Here is a 16,778-nt window from a genome sequence, read left to right on the forward strand (position 1 = left end):
GTCAAGAATCAGTAGTTATTATCAAAACAAATGACTAATGAGCATTGACCAACTAATCAATAAAATACAATAGCAGTTATAATCAGCAACATAGTCAAAAGGCTCGGCCAGTAAAGCACCTTTGGAAGCAAATTATTTTTATACTCGATCAAAGATAACTTTCTGTCCCTATTCACCAGGATTGCATTCACTGCCACCAATAAAATTAAAAGATATAACACGAAGTAGAAATACTCCAAATAAATAATTCCATTAGCAGCAATTTGTCCCCTTAGCCCTATCTGGTCAACGATGAGAACAAAGATCAAGCCTGCACAAGCCCCCACCACCTCCATGCCGCTCTGGCGACTTAGCAGCATAGTAATAAATAACAGTATGGCTACCACACTTAGAGGAATAATCCTGGCGATCAAAATGCCAATAAAACCTCTCTTATATATGATAGTGAAATACAATTCTGGATAATTTTTTAGAGATCCAGTTTCTTCTACTCCCAAATTTGTATTGAAATTTGTTAATTTGTACTCAAAAAAACTACTTTCAACGATCCATGTTTCCGAAACGAATTTATCTATCAAACCTGGTTTTGTAATAGGATTTAACACCTCGTATGAGCTAAAATCGGGAGTGAGGAACACCAATGTGTTTGTATTTTTTCGGTTGAACTCTTTCGGCCATATCCGTAACAATACATCGTTATAGTCAAAAGGATATTTAGTAAAATCGAAGCTTTGACGCAGGGTTCCTTCAAAATACCAACCAATTAATTCTGAGTTTTTTCCTTTATTGCGATAAACCTCCTGAATATCTAATTCATACCCTTCCGGCAGAACAAAACCACGCTCTAAACCATCATGGACACCATTGGAATATTTCTGCCATATAAACCCAGTTACTAACACATCGCTAGAACTGTTAAATTTGACAGTTTGAATAAAAACGCCCGTAGGAATTTGCAGCGGTGGCTTTTGTTTTAATTTTTCCGTTGTTTTTATTTCGGGGTTTAAAAATTTATCCACGTTTGTCTTGCTAAGCAGCACATTCCTGTTATCATTATAGTTGCTTTCAGACAGAACTAGATACCATATAAACCCTATTCCGGTAACGCAAAAAAAGCTAAATGCACAAGAAATACCCCACAGATTCCTGATACCGAGTTGATGACCGCGACAAACGATAATTAACAGAAAAAGTAAAAATAATACGGTTTCTAATGCGATGCGGATTAATTGAGGCCGCTTGGTATCTGAGTCTACAGCAGTATCGTTCTTGATGACAACTACTGCCAGAGACCATCCATTCAGCGCAATGGGTTGAACGAAAACCCAGCAAGATTCACCAGTGATATCGTCTACAAAATCTACAACGCCGCTCTTACCCTCGATCGCCATCTTACCTATGGCTTCCATCTGCGGGTTTTTCCGCTCTTTTGCTATGTCAAATATGCTGGTTTGATTCCTAGCATATTGCTGTTTGGGATGGACGAGCAATACGCCTTTTTTGGAAAGCAAAAATCCGTAGCCTGATTTGCCGACATCCAGCGAATCGATCAGAGTTTTGAGTTTTCCCAAAGACGTATTGACAAAAACTACACCAGCTGGCATTTTTTGTTTAGTTTGGGGATCGATCCGATAAAAAGCCGCATCATTTTCTGCGATGATATCTTCAGAAGCTTTGTCAAAGTAAGGCTCATTCCAATGAGTTCCTTTCACCAAAGTGATGTTATACCACTCATTGTCTGGTATCTTCTCGGTGTAGTCGTAATAATCTTCAACTTGTACCCGTTCAAGTTTACCTGTTTTTCTTGTATAGTATGGCCCGTAAAGTTTCCGCCGGGGATTATAAGCGAAAGGTGTATAGGCAGCACCTGCTTCCAAAAAATCAGGGTTTTGCTCTAATTCCTGTTTCGCCCTGTCTAATAGCTGCTGATCTGTTATTTTTCCTTCAGTCAAATCCCTGGCAATCGAAGTGGCTGATTCTTCAAGTTTCCGAAGCCTTTCTTCCACCTCTTTGCTAGCCCGTACAGTTTCGTTTTTAGCATTGTTTTTAAATGCTTCTACTCTTCTGTTTTGTTCTTTCCAGAAAGTGGAAATCTCTGTAAGTACGACTACTAAACTTAAGCCGCAGAGTATTAATGTTATTTTAAATCCCAGGCCCGATCGCGCATTGGTTTTCATTTTTTTGTTTTCAACTCTTAATTTTTTTACTTTTTGTCTGGGCTCCTGACTATCCCAGGAGACTCCTCAAGCAGTCCTTTCATATTTAACGCTTTTTTTCAGCTTAGTCAAGGCTACCTCACAACGCTCCTTCAAGTTTATACTGCTACTGCCCGCAAAAAGGGATAAAGTAAAAGATTATACCTTTGTCGGCGCAAATACAGCGGCTTGCAGTCGCGTGAGGTACATTAAAATAATTTTCTTTATAACGCGACATTTGGGGCGGGTTTGGTAGATAATTTGTGGCTAACGGACAAGAATTATGGCAAAACCCGCCCCTACAATTTAGCTGTACCTCACCCATTCGCAAGCCGCTGTAAATCATTATTGGGACGTAGTTGCGATGCCGGACGGTATCGCAACTACGCCCCAATAACATACATAAATTTTACGTTTCATTGCATACCTTGGTTTTTGATTGCCGACCTACTTACCTAGTAATACTTATTAGCAAGCACAGCGGCAGCGCTGACTTTTACTAATGAACTATTGCTACTAATTTAGCAACTGATCGTCAATAAAATATAGAAGCAGTTACGATTAGCAATATATTCAGAATAGTTGGCCAGTAAAGCAACTTCGGCAGCAGGTTATCTTTATACTCTAGGAAACGGTTTTTTCTGTCAGAGTTCAGCAGTATGGCATTAACTGCGACCAGTAAAATGAAGAGATAGATCGCAAAGTAGAAATACTCAATGTAAATAATGCCCTTCGCGGCAATTTGTCCTCTCACCGATATCTGGTCAAGAATGACAATAAAGATAAAGCCACCACAAGCTCCCACCACTTCCATCCCGCGATTGCGACTGAGCAGCATAATAGCAAATAGCAGAATAGATACCACACTTAGGGGAACAATTCTAGCAATCAAGATGCCCAAGAAAGCCCTCTTAAGTATAATTGTGAAATACAGTTCTGGATAATTTTTATTAACAAAACTCCCTGGGATTCCAAAATTTGTATTGTAATTGTTCAATTTGTACTCAAAAAAACTACTCTCTATGTCCCATGACTCGGAAACAAAATCCGCTTCCAAACCCGGTTTGACAATAGGATTTAACACATCGTAGGCCCTGAAGTCGGGAACTAGAATCACAGTTCTGTTTAAATCCTTACGTTGGAAATCTTTAGGCCATAACCTTACCCAGACATCATTATAGTCAAAAGGATAATTAGAAAAATCAAAGTTTTGCCGGAGGGTAGCCTCAAAATACCAACCAATCACTTCCGTCTGATCTTCTTTATAACGATAAGCCTCGTTAATTTCTACGTCAGACCCTTCTGGCAAGATAAAACCACGAGACAAGCCATCATGGACACCATCCTTAAATTTCTGCCAGATGTAGCCAGTTACAAACACATCGTTGGCACTGTTAAATTTGAGAGACTGAATAAAAAGGCCAGTGGTAACATAAAGCGGTGGCTTTTGTTTGAGTTTTTCTGCTAATTTAGCTTGTGGTTCTAATAAATTATCTACCGTTGTCTTACTGAGCAGCAAATTCCTGTTATTTTTATAGGTCTGCTCAGAAAAAGCGATATACCATATAAACCCTATTACGGCAATGCTCAAGACGCTAGCAGTAGAGGAAATTGCCCACAGACTCCCGATTCTGCCTTTATAAGCACCGAAGACGATAATTGACAGAAAAAATAAAAACCCTATTGTTTCTAATGCGATCCGGATTAATTGCCGCCGCTTGGTTTGGAAGTCAATACCACTATCGTCCTTGATCATCACTACTGCCATCGACCATCCATTTAGATGAATCGGTTCGACGAAGACCCAAGCAGATTGACCAGTAATATTGTCTACCAAATCTATCACAGCGCTCTTACCCTGGATCGCCTTTTCGCCGATGATTCTAAACTGTTGGTTTTTCTGCTCATTAGCTAGGTCAAATAGGGTTTTGCGCTCCAGGACGTACTCCTGCTTTGGATGGGAGATCAATACTCCTTTTTTGGAAATCAAAAATCCATAGCCTGATTTGCCCACATCCAGCGAGTCGATCAGATCTTTCAGTTTTTCCAAAGAAAAATTGGCAAAGATTATACCCCTTGGCGTTTTTTGTTTGGTTTGGGGATCAATACCATCGAAAGCAACATAATAATCTGCTACAATAGTTTCGGAAGCTTGATCAAATTCTGGCTCCAACCAAAAAGCTCCTTTCGCCAATACCTTGTAATACCAATCGTTCTCTGGCTGGGTGTAATCGTAATAATTTTCAAGTTGCACCCGTTCAATTTGGCCGCTCTTTCTGGTGTAGTACGGCCCGTACAGCCGTCGATTGCGATTATAAGCAAAAGGTTTATAGACAGCGCCAACTTCCAAAAAATCAGGGTTTTGCTCCAATTCTTTTTTTGCCCTGTCTGGTAGCTGCTCATCCGTTAATTTGCTTTCAGTTAGCTCCCTGGCAATGGCATTGGCGGTGTCTTGCAGTTTGCGAAGCTTTTCCTCTAGCTGCTTACTTGCCCTCACAACTTCCTGCTTGGCATTTGTTTTAGCTATTTCTTCTGTTCGGTTTTGTTCTTTCCAGAAACCGAAAATCTCTGTAAGCACAACTATTAAACTTAACCCACAGAGGATTAATGTTATTCTAAATACCTGATTTGAACGCGAATTGGTTTTCATTTTTCTCTTGACCAGTAGTTTTTACCTGCGCTGCTACTTCAACCAGTGGTGGTAGCGATCGCACTGCCAATTCCGCACCCCGCTTGGCCCCTAAGTTAAGTCAGCCAGAGTTTCCGATCCAAAAATCGAAATCTTCAAGGATATAGCTAGGGACTAGGGACTAGGGACTAGGGACTAGGGACTAGAATCCGCCAACGTTTCAGGAATTAAAAACGTCCTAACTGACTCATCGGTTGCTATATAAAAGAATTATTGCCTTTTTAGGAAAAAATATTTAACTGAGGCAATCTATAACTAAACTGGCTTAAATCAGCAGACCGGGAACCAATCCTATGGACGGCAATGAACTACTCAGACGCTATGAAGCAGGAGAAAGAGATTTTAGTGGAGCCAATTTAATCGGAGCTAACCTGGAAAGAGCTAACCTGGTAGGGGCAAACTTTTCAGGCGCATATCTAGCAACGGCTAACCTCAGTCGAGCTTGCCTGACGGGAGCAAATCTCGGTCGGGCTTTCCTGCATCGGGCCGATCTAAGTTTTGCCAAAATCAACGAAGCCATCCTCACAGAAGCAGATTTGACAAAAGCCAATCTCAAAGGAGCATACCTTGTAAAGTCGTTGCTCGTGGGTACAAGACTCAGCGGAGCCATCCTCACAGGCGTAAACCTGCGTTTGGCGAACTTGCAAGGCGTCAACCTGTGTGGGGCAGATTTGCGCGGGATTAATTTGCGATCGGCCAACTTAGTGAATGCCAACCTAAATTGGGCAAACCTGAGTGAAGCCAGATTGAGCGGTGCATTGCTGCGGGGAGCATTACTTAACGGTGTTAACCTGAGTAGGGCGTTGTTGAATGGGGTAGACCTCAATAGTGTAGACCTAGATGGGGTCAATTTGAGCGAGTCAAAACTGAGTGGAGCCAACCTGAGTGGAGCCAACCTTTCCGCCGCCAACCTGAGTAACGCTCAGCTGCGGGTGTCGCTGCTGGCCCGATCGAATCTTCATGCAGCCAACCTTACTGGCGCAACACTCGCTAAGGCAGATTTATGTGAGGCGAATCTAAGTAAGGCAGATTTATCATACGCCGATCTCAGCGAAGCAGACTTGACTGGGGCTAAGCTGAATGTAGCAAGATTGTCTGAAGCAGACCTAACTAAGGCGAGTCTGCGGGGAGCTTACCTGTGGGGGGCCAACCTGAATGTGGCTCAGCTGCGGGGTGCAGATTTGAGCGGAGCTAGCCTGCGCGGGGCATATATCGAAGGGGCAGACTGGCAGGAGGCAATCCTCAAAGGTGCGACGATGCCAGATGGTACGCTACATGAGTAAGGAAGTCAAAAGTCAAAAGTCAAAAGTCAAAAGTCAAAAGAAAATTGGTCAGTGGTCAGTGGTCAGTTGTCATTGGTCAGTTGTCAGTTGTCAGTGGTCAGTTGTCAGTTGTCAGTTGTCAGTGGTCAGTGGTCAGTTGTCAGTGGTCAGTTGTCAGTTGTCAGTGGTCAGTTGTCAGTTGTCAGTGGTAATTAATTATTTTTTGACTTTTGACTTTTGACTTTTGACTTTTGACTTTTGACTTTTGACTTTTGACTTTTGACTTTTGACTTTTCGAGCCCCTAGCCCTAGCGCTCTGCTGGTGTCGGACAAGTTTTGTGATTAAAATCGCAGGTGTAAATATAGGGTTTCTGCCAGCTTACAGGGATATCCAGCAAATCCCTCGTACCCGTTAACCCCTGTCCCACAAAGAGTAAGACGGCAAAACTGTTCAAAATGATATGAAGAGTTCGCCAGCGATTCGATTTATCTTTATAGATATCTTCCTGAATAGCTAAGGCGAAAATCATCAGCAGGGCGGCTGTGATGCCGATGTAGTAATGAGACCAATACCATTCATGGGTGCGCCTAAAAACCCCATCTTGGCAACCGAGAATGACTAAACCTGCGCCAGTCAAAGTAGCAAAAACCCCGCGCCACAGCTTCTTCTTGGCCATGTTGAGCAATACCAGGGAGGCGATCGTATCCAAAAACATCAGGGCGATGAAGGCGACTTGCAAAGGTGCTTTACTCCAGATGCGATCGCTCAAAATATGTTCAAAAATCGGATATGCCAGTCCTACCAAAGTCAGCCCTACGACTGAGCCAGTCAGCCAGCGACCCAGTTTAACGTGTTCTGGGCCAACACTAGGCGGAATTTTGCTCTTGTCTTTGCCAGCGGTTTGCAATCTGCGCTGGCGCGTCTGCCATGCAAAGTTAACCACCATCCCAATTAAGGGGAAGACTACTACGACTGCTAAAGCCGGATGAATAAGAGCCAGAAAATCTTTGAGTTCCATAACACACCCAAGGGCATTATCTATAGTAACAATCTAAATGTTTCTGCTCGCAACAAAATGAATTTTTACTGAGAAATAGATAGGAAAATACTGATTTATGGAGCAGTCAGCTCATCGGTGGAGCCAATCCAAAATCTTTTCATCCAAAATCCGCTGACCTCTACTCCGTATAATCACTGGTTGTTAGCATACCGCCCACCATAGATGTTGCAAATAATATAGCGCCAACGACGAAAATTTAATAAATTTTCATCCTGTTACAAATAGCGCATAAAACAGCAAAAAAGTTAATGATTTTTTGGGTATATATTGGGGCAATCTATAATTAGACGTACTAAATACAGCCGATCGGAAGAAAATTATATGGACGCTAAAGAACTACTCAAGTTTTATGCCGCAGGACAAAGAGATTTTAGTGGAGCAAATTTAATCGGAGCTAACCTGGAAAGAGCCCACCTAGTAGGAGTTAACTTTTCAGGTGCATATTTAGCAGCAGCTAACCTCAGTCGCGCACACCTAACCGGAGCCAATCTCAGTGGCGCATTTTTGCACCGAGCAGATCTAAGTTTTGCTAAGGTAAATGAAGCAATCTTAACAGATGCAGACTTGACAAAAGCCAACCTTCAAGGAGCGAGCCTAGTTAAATCGGTGCTAAAAGGAGTCAAACTGAGTGGGTCAATCATGACGGCTGTAAACCTGCGCTTAGCCAACTTAGAAGCTGTTAATCTATGTGGATCGGATTTGCGCGGGATTAACTTACGTTCTGCTAACCTAACGAATGCCAATCTGAATTGGGCTAACCTTAATGGAGCCAGATTGAGCGGTGCCCAGCTGCGGGGAGCATTACTCAATGGAATCAAACTCAGTAAAGCCTTCCTCAATGGGGTAGACCTCAACAGCGTAGACTTGGATGGAGTCAACCTGAGCGAATCAAAACTCAGTGGAGCCAACCTCAGTGGAGCTAACCTCTCAGCCGCCAACCTGAGTAATTCCCAGCTGCGTGTGTCGCTACTGGCAAGGTCAAATCTTCATGCCGCCAACCTGAGTGGGGCAACACTCACCAAAGCAGACTTATGCGAGGCAAATTTGAGTAAGGCAGACCTGTCATCCGCCGATCTGAATAAGGCAGACTTGACGGGGGCAAATCTGAATATGGCTGACCTCAGCGACGCTGACCTGAGTGAGGCAAGTTTGCGGGGAGCTTATCTGTGGGGAGCTAACTTAAATGTGGCAGCATTGCGAGGGGCCGATCTGAGCGGGGCTAGCTTGCGCGGAGCATATATAGAAGGAGCAGAAACCTACTGGCCGGAAGCAATTTTGACAGGCGCGACAATGCCAGACGGAAGTCGTCACAACTAGGCTTTAATTTTCCTATTACAGTACGGGATGAAAGAGTCCCGTACTGTTTTACGTAAAGTTATATTGCGTTCCTTTTAAAAAATATTGAGAAATCTGCCAAAACGGGAGCGGAACCTTAACGTAGAACTTTATAGGAATGTTGCGAGGAAAACGTCATGGATAAATTACAGAGATATCGTATGGTCTGCACTCTTAGCTTTGGCGACATATACGGTCAAATCGTCATTTGGTTAATCGTCATTTTCTTAAGCTTAGCCACGGCACTTGCCTTGTGGAGTACCACTCGCCAGATTTATGCTTTAGCGACTGTTGGACTCATCTTGGTGCTGTCTCTGCCCTTCTTGCTGTTTGCCTTCGTGACCACGCTGCTGAATCACATTGAGTTTACACCCCTAACCCTAGAGGAATCAACTCGGACAAGCCCAGTAAATTTACCCCCCCAGGAAACTGCCCAAGTAATCAGCTGAACGGTGATTGGGCATTGAGCATTGGGTATTGGGCATTGGTCAAGTGGTATATCAGTGCATCCGTGCATATCCGTGTCGTGCTGCATTGGTCAAAAGAACTTCCCCGCTTTTTGTTGGGGAAGTTTTTGTTTAAGTCACCATAGATTAGGATTACGGATATCAAATCAAGTATGTTAGAACACGATGTAATTATAGTTGGCGGTGGATTGGCTGGTTGTCGCGCTGCGGTGGAGATTGCCCGCATCGACCCAAAACTGAGTGTAGCTGTAGTGGCTAAAACTCACCCGATTCGATCGCATTCCGTCGCCGCCCAAGGTGGGATGGCTGCAACGCTGAACAATGTCGATTTAGAAGACACTTGGGAAGCCCATGCTTTTGATACAGTCAAGGGTTCCGACTATTTGGCAGACCAGGATGCGGTAGCAATTCTCACTCGCGAAGCCGCTGATGTGGTGATTGACCTGGAACACATGGGCGTCTTGTTCTCTCGGTTGCCAGATGGTCGGATTGCCCAGCGTGCGTTTGGCGGACATTCGCACCGCCGCACTTGCTACGCCGCTGATAAGACTGGTCACGCTATTCTGCACGAACTGGTTAACAATCTCAGGCGTTACGGTGTCCAGATCTACGATGAGTGGTATGCGATCGAACTTATTTTAGAAGATGCCCAGGCAAAGGGTGTGGTGATGTATCGCATCTTGGATGGGGAAATTCAGGTGCTTCGCGCTAAGGCGGTGATGTTTGCTACTGGTGGTTACGGTCGCGCTTTCAACACTACCTCAAATGACTATGCCTCTACTGGCGACGGTCTGGCAATGTCGGCCCTTGCGGGTGTACCGCTGGAGGATATGGAGTTTGTGCAGTTTCACCCGACTGGTTTGTATCCGGTGGGGGTGCTGATTTCAGAGGCGGTGCGGGGTGAGGGTGCTTATCTAATTAATAGCGAGGGCGATCGCTTTATGGCTAACTACGCGCCCAGCAGAATGGAATTGGCACCCCGCGATATTACTTCCAGGTCGATCGATCGCGAAATTAAAGCCGGACGCGGCCTTCATCCCGATCGCACTGCTGGTGGCCCCTTCGTCTACCTGGACTTGCGCCACATGGGTCGCGAAAAAATTATGAGCCGCGTTCCCTTTGCTTGGGAAGAATGTCACCGCCTGCTGGGTATTGACGCTGTAGACAACCCGATGCCTGTGCGACCGACGGTTCACTATTCAATGGGTGGCATCCCCGTCAACACAGACGGTCAAGTGCGAAGCGGCCCAGATGGTTTGATTGAAGGCTTCTTTGCCGCTGGGGAAGCTGCTTGTGTCTCCGTTCACGGCGCAAATCGGCTGGGTAGCAATTCTCTGCTGGAATGTGTGGTTTATGGCAGAAGAACTGGCGCTGCAATAGCACAATATGTTCAAAATCGCAAGTTCCCGGAGATAGATGAGCAACGTTATATTACGGAGGTTGAGAAACAGGTGCGATCGCTAATAGACCAGAAAGGGACAATCCGCATCGGCCAACTGCGGCAATCTTTTCAAGATTGTATGACCCAGTACTGCGGCGTTTTTCGCACCGAATCGCTGATGAGGGAAGGATTGGCACAGCTACAAAAGCTACAGCAGCAATATCAGGATATCTACTTAGATGACAAAGGTAAACTTTGGAACACTGAAATCATAGAAGCTCTCGAACTGCGTAGCTTGATGATTGTCGGTCAGCTAATTCTCACATCCGCCCTCCAGCGACAAGAAAGTCGAGGCGCTCATTACCGCGAAGATTATCCCGAACGAGATGATGAAAATTTCCTCAAGCATACCTTAGCTTACTACTCGACCGCTGGTATTGACCTTCAGTATAAGCCTGTAGCAATTACCATGTTTGAGCCGAAAGAACGGAAGTATTGATTATCCAAGCTTTCGTTGATATCGCTACTTTATAGCGGGTTTCCGTTACATGAAGTATAGACAAGAAACCCGGTTTCTTCAAGAAACCGGGTTTCTCTGGGCCTGACTCACCCATTTGTTAAGCTTCGGTTTTAGGTGAATACCAGGTTTCAATAGAAAGCGATCGCACTTCTTGGATTCTTTGAAAATCGCGATCGGCAGAAACAAGGGTAAGATTGTGTTGGATCGCAATTGATGCAATCCATAAATCATGTTGACTAAAACCGATATCAATCATGCGAGTTCTTCTGCGTTTACTTTTCTCCTTCGGCCCAAACCTTTGCATAAGTTCAGCTTGAAACTTTCCATAAATTTCAGCAGTTATTGAGTCAATTTCGTAGATGAGAATATCTTTTAAGAATTCCTTAACTCGATTCAGATTGCTCTCTCGTTTTTGGGAATTTTCTGCCATATAAATCAGTTCAGCCTGCACAATAACACAAGTTGTAATTTCAGATTGGCTAATTGCTGCTAAACGAGAGAGGATATCTGGTTGATTTTGAATTGCGAAACTACAGTGATTGGTATCTAACAAGTACATGGCACAATTCAACCTTCTTCAGAATCTTGATTTTCATCATCAGCAGGGATATATATCCTACTACGGGAACTATGCACCAACTCTAAACATTCCTCTAAATCATCTCCTTCCCATTTCCCAATTCTTTCTAGCGTTTTTAGGATTGATGCCGCCGTAGATTTCTTTTGTGTACGCCTCATTTTGATGAATAGCACGAAATCTAGCAGATCCTCCAAAACATCATCTGAGGTTTGATCGATCTCCTTAAGCAACAATTCTTTTACTGTCAATTGAGTAGATGTTTCGTGAGTCATCATAATTTTGCCTCTTTTGGATATTTTACCATTATAGCAACTCCGAAATATTCTTGTTTCCATTTAATTTAACTATTCGGATTTCTACTTTTTCTCTCCATACTCTACTGAATTGGAAAACCGGGAATGATTTGATCGATCTCTACCATTAATTGCATGGTTTCTTTAAGTGCCACAACAACCTTTTGATAGTGCAGCACATCATCAAATGATAAACTACGTTTGGCTTTTTTGCGGTCTTTTAGCCATTTATCTAAAACCTGATAGCCGCCAATTTTGAACTCCCAGACATCGGGTGCAATCCCTTCAAAATAACTGGTTTTATTGATATAAACTCGCTGTTCTGTAAGTTTATAGGTGACTTCGGTAACGGCATTATCGCCATCGCCGCCTACTTTGGTAATTAGCTGATTAAGTTTTTTGGATTTCATCAGGTGCAAATCTACTAATTCCTGACCTTTTTCGCCTAAGTCTTTGAATAGTCGATCGTTGCTAGTGAGAGGTACGCGAGGAAAATCTATTTTGAGAAATTCGGCGTAGCGTTGGCGATAGGTGGGACTGTGGAAGATGGCGTAGATGTAGTAAAAGATGGCTTCTGGGGGCGGTGTGTAGTCTAGTTTATCTTCTATTGTTTTGAGGAAATTTTGGGAAAAGTTTGGGCGTTTCGGTTGTTGTAATTCTTTTGGTTTATCTGTTTCAGGATATAAGTAAAGAGCAAATAAGTAACCTCGTTCACGACTTTTGTTAGAAACATAACAATCGTCAGTGATGCTATTAGTAACTAGGATATGTTGCCAGTCTTCACTTATAGTTTGACGACAAGTATAGAATCCTAGATTGTCTCTGTTTAACAGATGCCGCATTACTTCAGATCGAGGCATACAGATAAAACCTCTTGTTTGTCCTGTGTAGTATGTATAGCGTTTATCAAACGGACGATAAAGAATAGGTTCTATATTAGAGTGTTGAAAACCATTTTTACGTAAATCTTCCTGAGCAAGAGAAACTTTCCAGTCTCTTGCATCTTCACCAAGAGCGTATTTTTCTCGCGCTTCTCCGATTGGGAGTGAAACAAAATCTTTAACAGTAGCTTCAAGTTCTTGAGATGACCATTTGATTGTCAAATTATCTCTTGCCGTAAGAATTCCAACCGAGTTTACAGGCATGATATCTGTAATTTTCCAGCCATGATTATATTCAGGTAGTAAATCCTGATTCTGTGGCAAGAAAAGATAAAAAGGCGAGTTGGGAAAAATTTCTGTCCATTCAACCGTATTGACATCATGCTCTTGAAGATAGCGATATTTATCTTCCCGCGAACCCCAAAGATCGGCGTGATAGATTTTAGCCATAGTAGATTCTAAAAAAATAATTCGGTGAGTAATTGCTCGCGAGTTAATTCAAAGTGATCCTCAATATCTCGCAGAATTGCACTGAGTGTCCCGATTTTAATTGGGCTGTGATTGGGGATGGTAATGTGATGTTCACCGTTTTTCTGCGTGGTTAGACGAATATGACTTCCCGTTTGATGATCTACGATGTACCCCAATGTTATCAACGCTTTAACTAACGCTTCGCCTGACAAGTCTCTGGGCAACTTCATGAAGCGATAACCTCATCATAAACAATGTGTAGACGAATCAATTTAGGACGATTTTGTGGATCGGGATAATGACAATGAACGGCATCTCGTGTCAATTCTCGTAACTCTTCAATACTGTCAGCCTGAGTAAAAATAGATTCACCGATCGCTCTGGCAGTATAACCACCTTCCGAATCATTTTCTACCAAAAAGATAATTTCTGTCATCTTGTGTTTAATCTGCTCCTGAATGGCATCTGTCATAAAAAAGGAAGAATACGAACTCTCGATCGAGTTTCATCAACAGTTATTAAAGCACCTGATTCTAAAGATGAGCGAAACTGAGTGATGGCATTGACCGCAATAGTTTCTAAACGCTCTGGTAACACATCTTGGGTGCGAACTTGAATGACGCTTGGGCCATTTGCCTGAGTTGCTGCAAGTAACGCTCCAAAGTCTAAATCGTGAGTGAAAACGATGTATCCATTAGCGTTTGCCCACTCCATAATAGTGCGATCGCTTGCAAGCGGATCGCCAACAGATGACCAATGAGCAGCTTCAATATCATATCTTGAAAACACATTTACCCAATCTGGTGAAAGGTTCATATCAATCAAAATTTTCATGTTGTACTTAAAGAAACTTCTACTTCTTCAACACGCCATGCAGCATAAGCTAAACATTCTTTTAAATCTTCGGATTCCAGGTAAGGATAGGCTCGTAAAATCTCTTCTTGAGAACGTCCGGTAGCCATTAATCCTAGAATCATACCTACGGTGACTCGCATCCCTCGGATACAGGGTTTACCGCCCATCACCTCTGAACTAATCGTGATTCGCGTTAATTTTCTCATACTGCTTTTTCCTTGGGATATTTAACCATTATTGACTTATCCTTGGGATACTTTATTCAGTTTTCCATTCAGTTTATGGAATGTCGGCACTTATCATTATATTACGTAGCGTTCACATCGGCAGATCGCGCCCCTTGTGATACGGAACAATCGTTTGAATCTGAAGATCGAGATTTCGCCACTTACGATGACTCCCTTTTTGTGAAACTAACTTAAACCGATAACGCTCCAAAATACGCTCAACTTCATCTGCATTCATGCGTCGGGTACGAGTCATTTAACTGAGACATCCCGTAAAATTGTTCCTGCTTTTAATACAATCGGATCGGGTTCAAGATAGAGTGCGATCGCCTCACGAATATTTTCTAAAGCTTCTTCTTCCGTTTCTCCTGCTGAAACACAACCCGGTAACTCTGGACACCAAACTGTCCAATCACCCGTTTCTAGATCTGTTTCAAGAATAACACGCCATTTCATACTGCTTTCTCTTTGGGATATTTAACCATTATAGCAACTGCCACACCTTGCTGAATATCAAACACATTTTGATCTGGTAAGCCATCGGGAGCAACTTCTTTTTTCTTGCTATTTCCATGTAAATCCATTACATAAATTTCATCAAAAGTCTTTTCAAGACTCTGACGCATACCTCTAAAAGTTGGATTATCCAGATAGCCATGATTGGTAATAAATGCAAGAATGCCTGAGCCTGTTCTGTCGATTCGCCACTGTCCAAAGCGGATAAATTTTACATAGTCATCTTGCAAACCTTTAGGATTTTTTTCATTGAGCGGTTGACCATTGACTTGATAATAATCCCGCACTAGAGAGCTTATCCACTGTCCTTTGTTTGATGATTCATAGGAATAGGGCGGATTGCCTAATACTACCATGACGGGGGTATCGCGTTTAATTGTCGAGGCTTCGTTTGCCTCCTGTGCTACATACTGACCAAACAAAATCTCTGATTTTTTCAGCGCTTCATCTAGCGTATTCGTGAGGTAAATTCCCAACCGCTGTTTACCCTTAAACTGATAGCCAAGTTCTTGAAGTTGTAGACCCAATTTAAGGTGAGCGATCGCATAAGGAGCCATCAATAACTCAAAACCAAATAACCTATTTAGCAAATTTTCTCGCACATAACTATCCCACTGATTCGCCATGCCGATTTCTTCTAGATTGCGATAAATCTGCTTCACAACTTCATAGAGAAACGTCCCCGTTCCTGTTGCTGGATCGAGAATTTGGACTCGCGGCTTTTGCGTCACCGGATCTTTAGAATTATCTGCCAATCCCAAGGGTAAATCAAAGCGATCTTTGAGAATTGCGTCGATCGATCGCACAATAAATGATACCACAGGTTCCGGCGTGTAATAAACCCCCCGACTCTTCCGCAATGCTGAATTGTACGCCGCCAAAAACGTCTCATAAAAATGTACAACCGGGTCTTCTTGACGGGTACGCCGCCCAAAGTTTTCGAGAATATTACCCATGTCTACCTGAGACAATAATTGCACCAAATCATCGATCGCCCAATCAATCTGGCTGATTGCATCAGTTTCGACAATCGTGTTAAATAAACGCTTCAAAAATGGATTTGTTGCTGGAATATAAGTGCCAGCCGTGCGGCGAGTAAACTGTTCTCCAGCCGGATTTTGGGCATGACCAACCCTCGCGGTAAACAACCCATAAGATATAGTCTGAGCATACATATCAGCAAAATCAGAATCACTAATATCCGGTAGCAATACCTCACTAAATCCCTGTTTCAGTTGATGCAATTCACCCTCAGTTGCTTCCAAATCTAGGGCTGTTTCTGTTGCTAACAAAATCGCCTTTGTCAATCTCGCCATCTGTCGAGCCAAGTCTTCAGGACTGCTGATAATTTCGCCTGTATAGTTGAGAAACTGATCCAGCAGCGCGGTAATCTTATCGGTATTTTTTGCCTGAAGTTTATCCCCATTCAGGTCTGCTAAAATCTCTTTCTGTCTGCGCTTTCCATTTACATACCAACGAAACTCTATATAATTAGTTAATATCAGATTAGGGAACGCCTCTAAATAGCGTTTTAGCTGCTCCGTTTTCTCAATTTGATCCAAATCTAGCCCAACATCTTTGGCTTCGACATAACCTACCAGTAATTCGCGGCGCTTTACCGTAAAATCTGGAATCCCTGCCTTATTGCCTTTTTCTTCAATAACTGCATCAATCCCTTTAACTGGATCGTCAAGTAAATCTTTCAAGGCTGGATAATGACTTCTCTCACTGCCTTTTTGCAGATTTTTTTGAATCGATTTGAGATAAGTATCAAAAGAGATAGATGGCATTAAATCAGGTTCCTGGTTGTAGGTGGAGTTCTTTTTTTTAAATCTAACAGAACTTTAGCGACATCCTCAGCAATTTCTATAGCTTCTTGTACTGTTTTCCCTTCGGCAACTAAACCCTCTAAATCATCACTGGTAGCTACAAAATATTCTTGTCCATCTTCAATCAACTTTTCAACCTTGAGTCTAATTAGTGTTTGCATTTGCTTAACCTTTTCACACAAAAGTGAACAATTTTTAGCAGCTTAAGAGTAGCTA

The 16,778-nt window shown here is 42.8% G+C and carries 19 protein-coding genes; 5 read left to right on the forward strand and 14 right to left on the reverse strand.

The annotated features are described in order from the left end of the window. Nucleotides 1-56: 56 nt before the first annotated feature. Nucleotides 57-2,177 carry a PDC sensor domain-containing protein gene (locus tag LAY57_RS01265; RefSeq protein ID WP_249064473.1) on the reverse strand — a complete coding sequence of 707 codons (2,121 nt, stop codon included), beginning with the start codon at nucleotides 2,175-2,177 and terminating at the stop codon, nucleotides 57-59. 553 nt (nucleotides 2,178-2,730) lie between these two features. Beyond that, complete coding sequence (locus tag LAY57_RS01270) at nucleotides 2,731-4,845, reverse strand: PDC sensor domain-containing protein (protein WP_249064474.1); 2,115 nt, start codon at nucleotides 4,843-4,845, stop codon at nucleotides 2,731-2,733. A 332-nt stretch (nucleotides 4,846-5,177) separates the two neighbouring features. Between LAY57_RS01270 and LAY57_RS01275 the strand changes: the two genes are divergently transcribed. Beyond that, complete coding sequence (locus tag LAY57_RS01275) at nucleotides 5,178-6,167, forward strand: pentapeptide repeat-containing protein (protein ID WP_249064475.1); 990 nt, start codon at nucleotides 5,178-5,180, stop codon at nucleotides 6,165-6,167. After that, nucleotides 6,148-6,387 carry a hypothetical protein gene (locus LAY57_RS01280; protein WP_249064476.1) on the forward strand — a complete coding sequence of 80 codons (240 nt, stop codon included), beginning with the start codon at nucleotides 6,148-6,150 and terminating at the stop codon, nucleotides 6,385-6,387. The genes LAY57_RS01275 and LAY57_RS01280 overlap by 20 nt, the downstream gene beginning before the upstream one ends. A gap of 67 nt (nucleotides 6,388-6,454) precedes the next feature. Here the strand turns inward: LAY57_RS01280 and LAY57_RS01285 are convergent, their stop codons facing one another. Continuing rightward, nucleotides 6,455-7,165 carry a DUF4079 domain-containing protein gene (locus LAY57_RS01285; protein ID WP_249064477.1) on the reverse strand — a complete coding sequence of 237 codons (711 nt, stop codon included), beginning with the start codon at nucleotides 7,163-7,165 and terminating at the stop codon, nucleotides 6,455-6,457. A 363-nt stretch (nucleotides 7,166-7,528) separates the two neighbouring features. On the opposite strand from LAY57_RS01285, the gene LAY57_RS01290 reads away from it, so the two are divergent. The 3 genes from LAY57_RS01290 (at nucleotide 7,529) to LAY57_RS01300 (ending at nucleotide 10,889) form a co-directional block, all read left to right on the forward strand. After that, on the forward strand, nucleotides 7,529-8,524 hold the full coding sequence (locus tag LAY57_RS01290) for a pentapeptide repeat-containing protein (protein WP_249064478.1): 996 nt from the start codon (nucleotides 7,529-7,531) through the stop codon (nucleotides 8,522-8,524). A gap of 155 nt (nucleotides 8,525-8,679) precedes the next feature. Then, the gene (locus LAY57_RS01295) at nucleotides 8,680-8,991 is read left to right on the forward strand and encodes a hypothetical protein (protein ID WP_249064479.1); all 312 of its coding nucleotides are present in this window, start codon (nucleotides 8,680-8,682) and stop codon (nucleotides 8,989-8,991) included. Nucleotides 8,992-9,161: 170 nt separating this feature from the next. After that, on the forward strand, nucleotides 9,162-10,889 hold the full coding sequence (locus LAY57_RS01300; protein ID WP_249064480.1) for a succinate dehydrogenase/fumarate reductase flavoprotein subunit: 1,728 nt from the start codon (nucleotides 9,162-9,164) through the stop codon (nucleotides 10,887-10,889). Between the two features lie 118 nt (nucleotides 10,890-11,007). On the opposite strand, the gene LAY57_RS01305 is transcribed toward LAY57_RS01300, so the two are convergent. From LAY57_RS01305 to LAY57_RS01355, 11 genes are all read right to left on the reverse strand, one after another. Beyond that, entirely contained in the window at nucleotides 11,008-11,469 is a 462-nt protein-coding gene (locus LAY57_RS01305) for a type II toxin-antitoxin system VapC family toxin (protein ID WP_249064482.1), read from the reverse strand. 8 nt (nucleotides 11,470-11,477) lie between these two features. Beyond that, nucleotides 11,478-11,765 (reverse strand): hypothetical protein, encoded by a 288-nt coding sequence (locus tag LAY57_RS01310; protein WP_249064483.1) that lies wholly within the window; start codon nucleotides 11,763-11,765, stop codon nucleotides 11,478-11,480. A gap of 101 nt (nucleotides 11,766-11,866) precedes the next feature. After that, nucleotides 11,867-13,114, reverse strand: a complete 1,248-nt coding sequence (locus LAY57_RS01315; RefSeq protein WP_249064484.1) for a type ISP restriction/modification enzyme — start codon at nucleotides 13,112-13,114, stop codon at nucleotides 11,867-11,869. Between the two features lie 8 nt (nucleotides 13,115-13,122). After that, nucleotides 13,123-13,365, reverse strand: a complete 243-nt coding sequence (locus LAY57_RS01320) for a type II toxin-antitoxin system HicA family toxin (RefSeq protein WP_249064485.1) — start codon at nucleotides 13,363-13,365, stop codon at nucleotides 13,123-13,125. Next, complete coding sequence (locus LAY57_RS01325) at nucleotides 13,362-13,571, reverse strand: 2-oxoisovalerate dehydrogenase (RefSeq protein WP_249064486.1); 210 nt, start codon at nucleotides 13,569-13,571, stop codon at nucleotides 13,362-13,364. Before LAY57_RS01325 ends, LAY57_RS01320 begins: the two co-directional genes overlap by 4 nt. Before the next feature lie 32 nt (nucleotides 13,572-13,603). Further along, a complete protein-coding gene (locus LAY57_RS01330) occupies nucleotides 13,604-13,969 on the reverse strand; it encodes a DUF5615 family PIN-like protein (RefSeq protein ID WP_249064487.1) in 366 nt (121 codons plus the stop codon). Next, the gene (locus LAY57_RS01335) at nucleotides 13,966-14,196 is read right to left on the reverse strand and encodes a DUF433 domain-containing protein (protein WP_249064488.1); all 231 of its coding nucleotides are present in this window, start codon (nucleotides 14,194-14,196) and stop codon (nucleotides 13,966-13,968) included. Before LAY57_RS01335 ends, LAY57_RS01330 begins: the two co-directional genes overlap by 4 nt. A gap of 112 nt (nucleotides 14,197-14,308) precedes the next feature. Further along, the gene (locus LAY57_RS01340; protein WP_249064489.1) at nucleotides 14,309-14,473 is read right to left on the reverse strand and encodes a type II toxin-antitoxin system HicA family toxin; all 165 of its coding nucleotides are present in this window, start codon (nucleotides 14,471-14,473) and stop codon (nucleotides 14,309-14,311) included. Further along, nucleotides 14,470-14,673, reverse strand: a complete 204-nt coding sequence (locus LAY57_RS01345; protein ID WP_249064490.1) for a type II toxin-antitoxin system HicB family antitoxin — start codon at nucleotides 14,671-14,673, stop codon at nucleotides 14,470-14,472. The genes LAY57_RS01340 and LAY57_RS01345 overlap by 4 nt, the downstream gene beginning before the upstream one ends. After that, a complete protein-coding gene (locus LAY57_RS01350; protein ID WP_249064491.1) occupies nucleotides 14,670-16,523 on the reverse strand; it encodes an N-6 DNA methylase in 1,854 nt (617 codons plus the stop codon). The genes LAY57_RS01345 and LAY57_RS01350 overlap by 4 nt, the downstream gene beginning before the upstream one ends. Further along, a complete protein-coding gene (locus LAY57_RS01355) occupies nucleotides 16,523-16,723 on the reverse strand; it encodes a type II toxin-antitoxin system HicB family antitoxin (protein ID WP_249064492.1) in 201 nt (66 codons plus the stop codon). The genes LAY57_RS01350 and LAY57_RS01355 overlap by 1 nt, the downstream gene beginning before the upstream one ends. Nucleotides 16,724-16,778 lie beyond the last annotated feature (55 nt).

This window comes from Argonema antarcticum A004/B2, from assembly GCF_023333585.1.
Lineage (GTDB): Bacteria > Cyanobacteriota > Cyanobacteriia > Cyanobacteriales > Aerosakkonemataceae > Argonema > Argonema antarcticum.

Excerpts from the sequence above, each read along its gene's own strand:
- LAY57_RS01280 (WP_249064476.1), top strand. The coding sequence starts at position 6,148 with ATGGTACGCTACATGAGTAAGGAAGTCAAAAGTCAAAAGTCAAAAGTC.
- LAY57_RS01345 (WP_249064490.1), bottom strand. The coding sequence starts at position 14,673 with ATGAAATGGCGTGTTATTCTTGAAACAGATCTAGAAACGGGTGATTGG.
- LAY57_RS01290 (WP_249064478.1), top strand. The coding sequence starts at position 7,529 with ATGGACGCTAAAGAACTACTCAAGTTTTATGCCGCAGGACAAAGAGAT.
- LAY57_RS01320 (WP_249064485.1), bottom strand. The coding sequence starts at position 13,365 with ATGAAGTTGCCCAGAGACTTGTCAGGCGAAGCGTTAGTTAAAGCGTTG.
- LAY57_RS01270 (WP_249064474.1), bottom strand. The coding sequence starts at position 4,845 with ATGAAAACCAATTCGCGTTCAAATCAGGTATTTAGAATAACATTAATC.
- LAY57_RS01335 (WP_249064488.1), bottom strand. The coding sequence starts at position 14,196 with ATGAGAAAATTAACGCGAATCACGATTAGTTCAGAGGTGATGGGCGGT.
- LAY57_RS01355 (WP_249064492.1), bottom strand. The coding sequence starts at position 16,723 with ATGCAAACACTAATTAGACTCAAGGTTGAAAAGTTGATTGAAGATGGA.
- LAY57_RS01350 (WP_249064491.1), bottom strand. The coding sequence starts at position 16,523 with ATGCCATCTATCTCTTTTGATACTTATCTCAAATCGATTCAAAAAAAT.
- LAY57_RS01285 (WP_249064477.1), bottom strand. The coding sequence starts at position 7,165 with ATGGAACTCAAAGATTTTCTGGCTCTTATTCATCCGGCTTTAGCAGTC.
- LAY57_RS01295 (WP_249064479.1), top strand. The coding sequence starts at position 8,680 with ATGGATAAATTACAGAGATATCGTATGGTCTGCACTCTTAGCTTTGGC.
- LAY57_RS01330 (WP_249064487.1), bottom strand. The coding sequence starts at position 13,969 with ATGAAAATTTTGATTGATATGAACCTTTCACCAGATTGGGTAAATGTG.
- LAY57_RS01315 (WP_249064484.1), bottom strand. The coding sequence starts at position 13,114 with ATGGCTAAAATCTATCACGCCGATCTTTGGGGTTCGCGGGAAGATAAA.
- LAY57_RS01305 (WP_249064482.1), bottom strand. The coding sequence starts at position 11,469 with ATGTACTTGTTAGATACCAATCACTGTAGTTTCGCAATTCAAAATCAA.
- LAY57_RS01340 (WP_249064489.1), bottom strand. The coding sequence starts at position 14,473 with ATGACTCGTACCCGACGCATGAATGCAGATGAAGTTGAGCGTATTTTG.
- LAY57_RS01310 (WP_249064483.1), bottom strand. The coding sequence starts at position 11,765 with ATGATGACTCACGAAACATCTACTCAATTGACAGTAAAAGAATTGTTG.
- LAY57_RS01265 (WP_249064473.1), bottom strand. The coding sequence starts at position 2,177 with ATGAAAACCAATGCGCGATCGGGCCTGGGATTTAAAATAACATTAATA.
- LAY57_RS01300 (WP_249064480.1), top strand. The coding sequence starts at position 9,162 with ATGTTAGAACACGATGTAATTATAGTTGGCGGTGGATTGGCTGGTTGT.
- LAY57_RS01275 (WP_249064475.1), top strand. The coding sequence starts at position 5,178 with ATGGACGGCAATGAACTACTCAGACGCTATGAAGCAGGAGAAAGAGAT.
- LAY57_RS01325 (WP_249064486.1), bottom strand. The coding sequence starts at position 13,571 with ATGACAGAAATTATCTTTTTGGTAGAAAATGATTCGGAAGGTGGTTAT.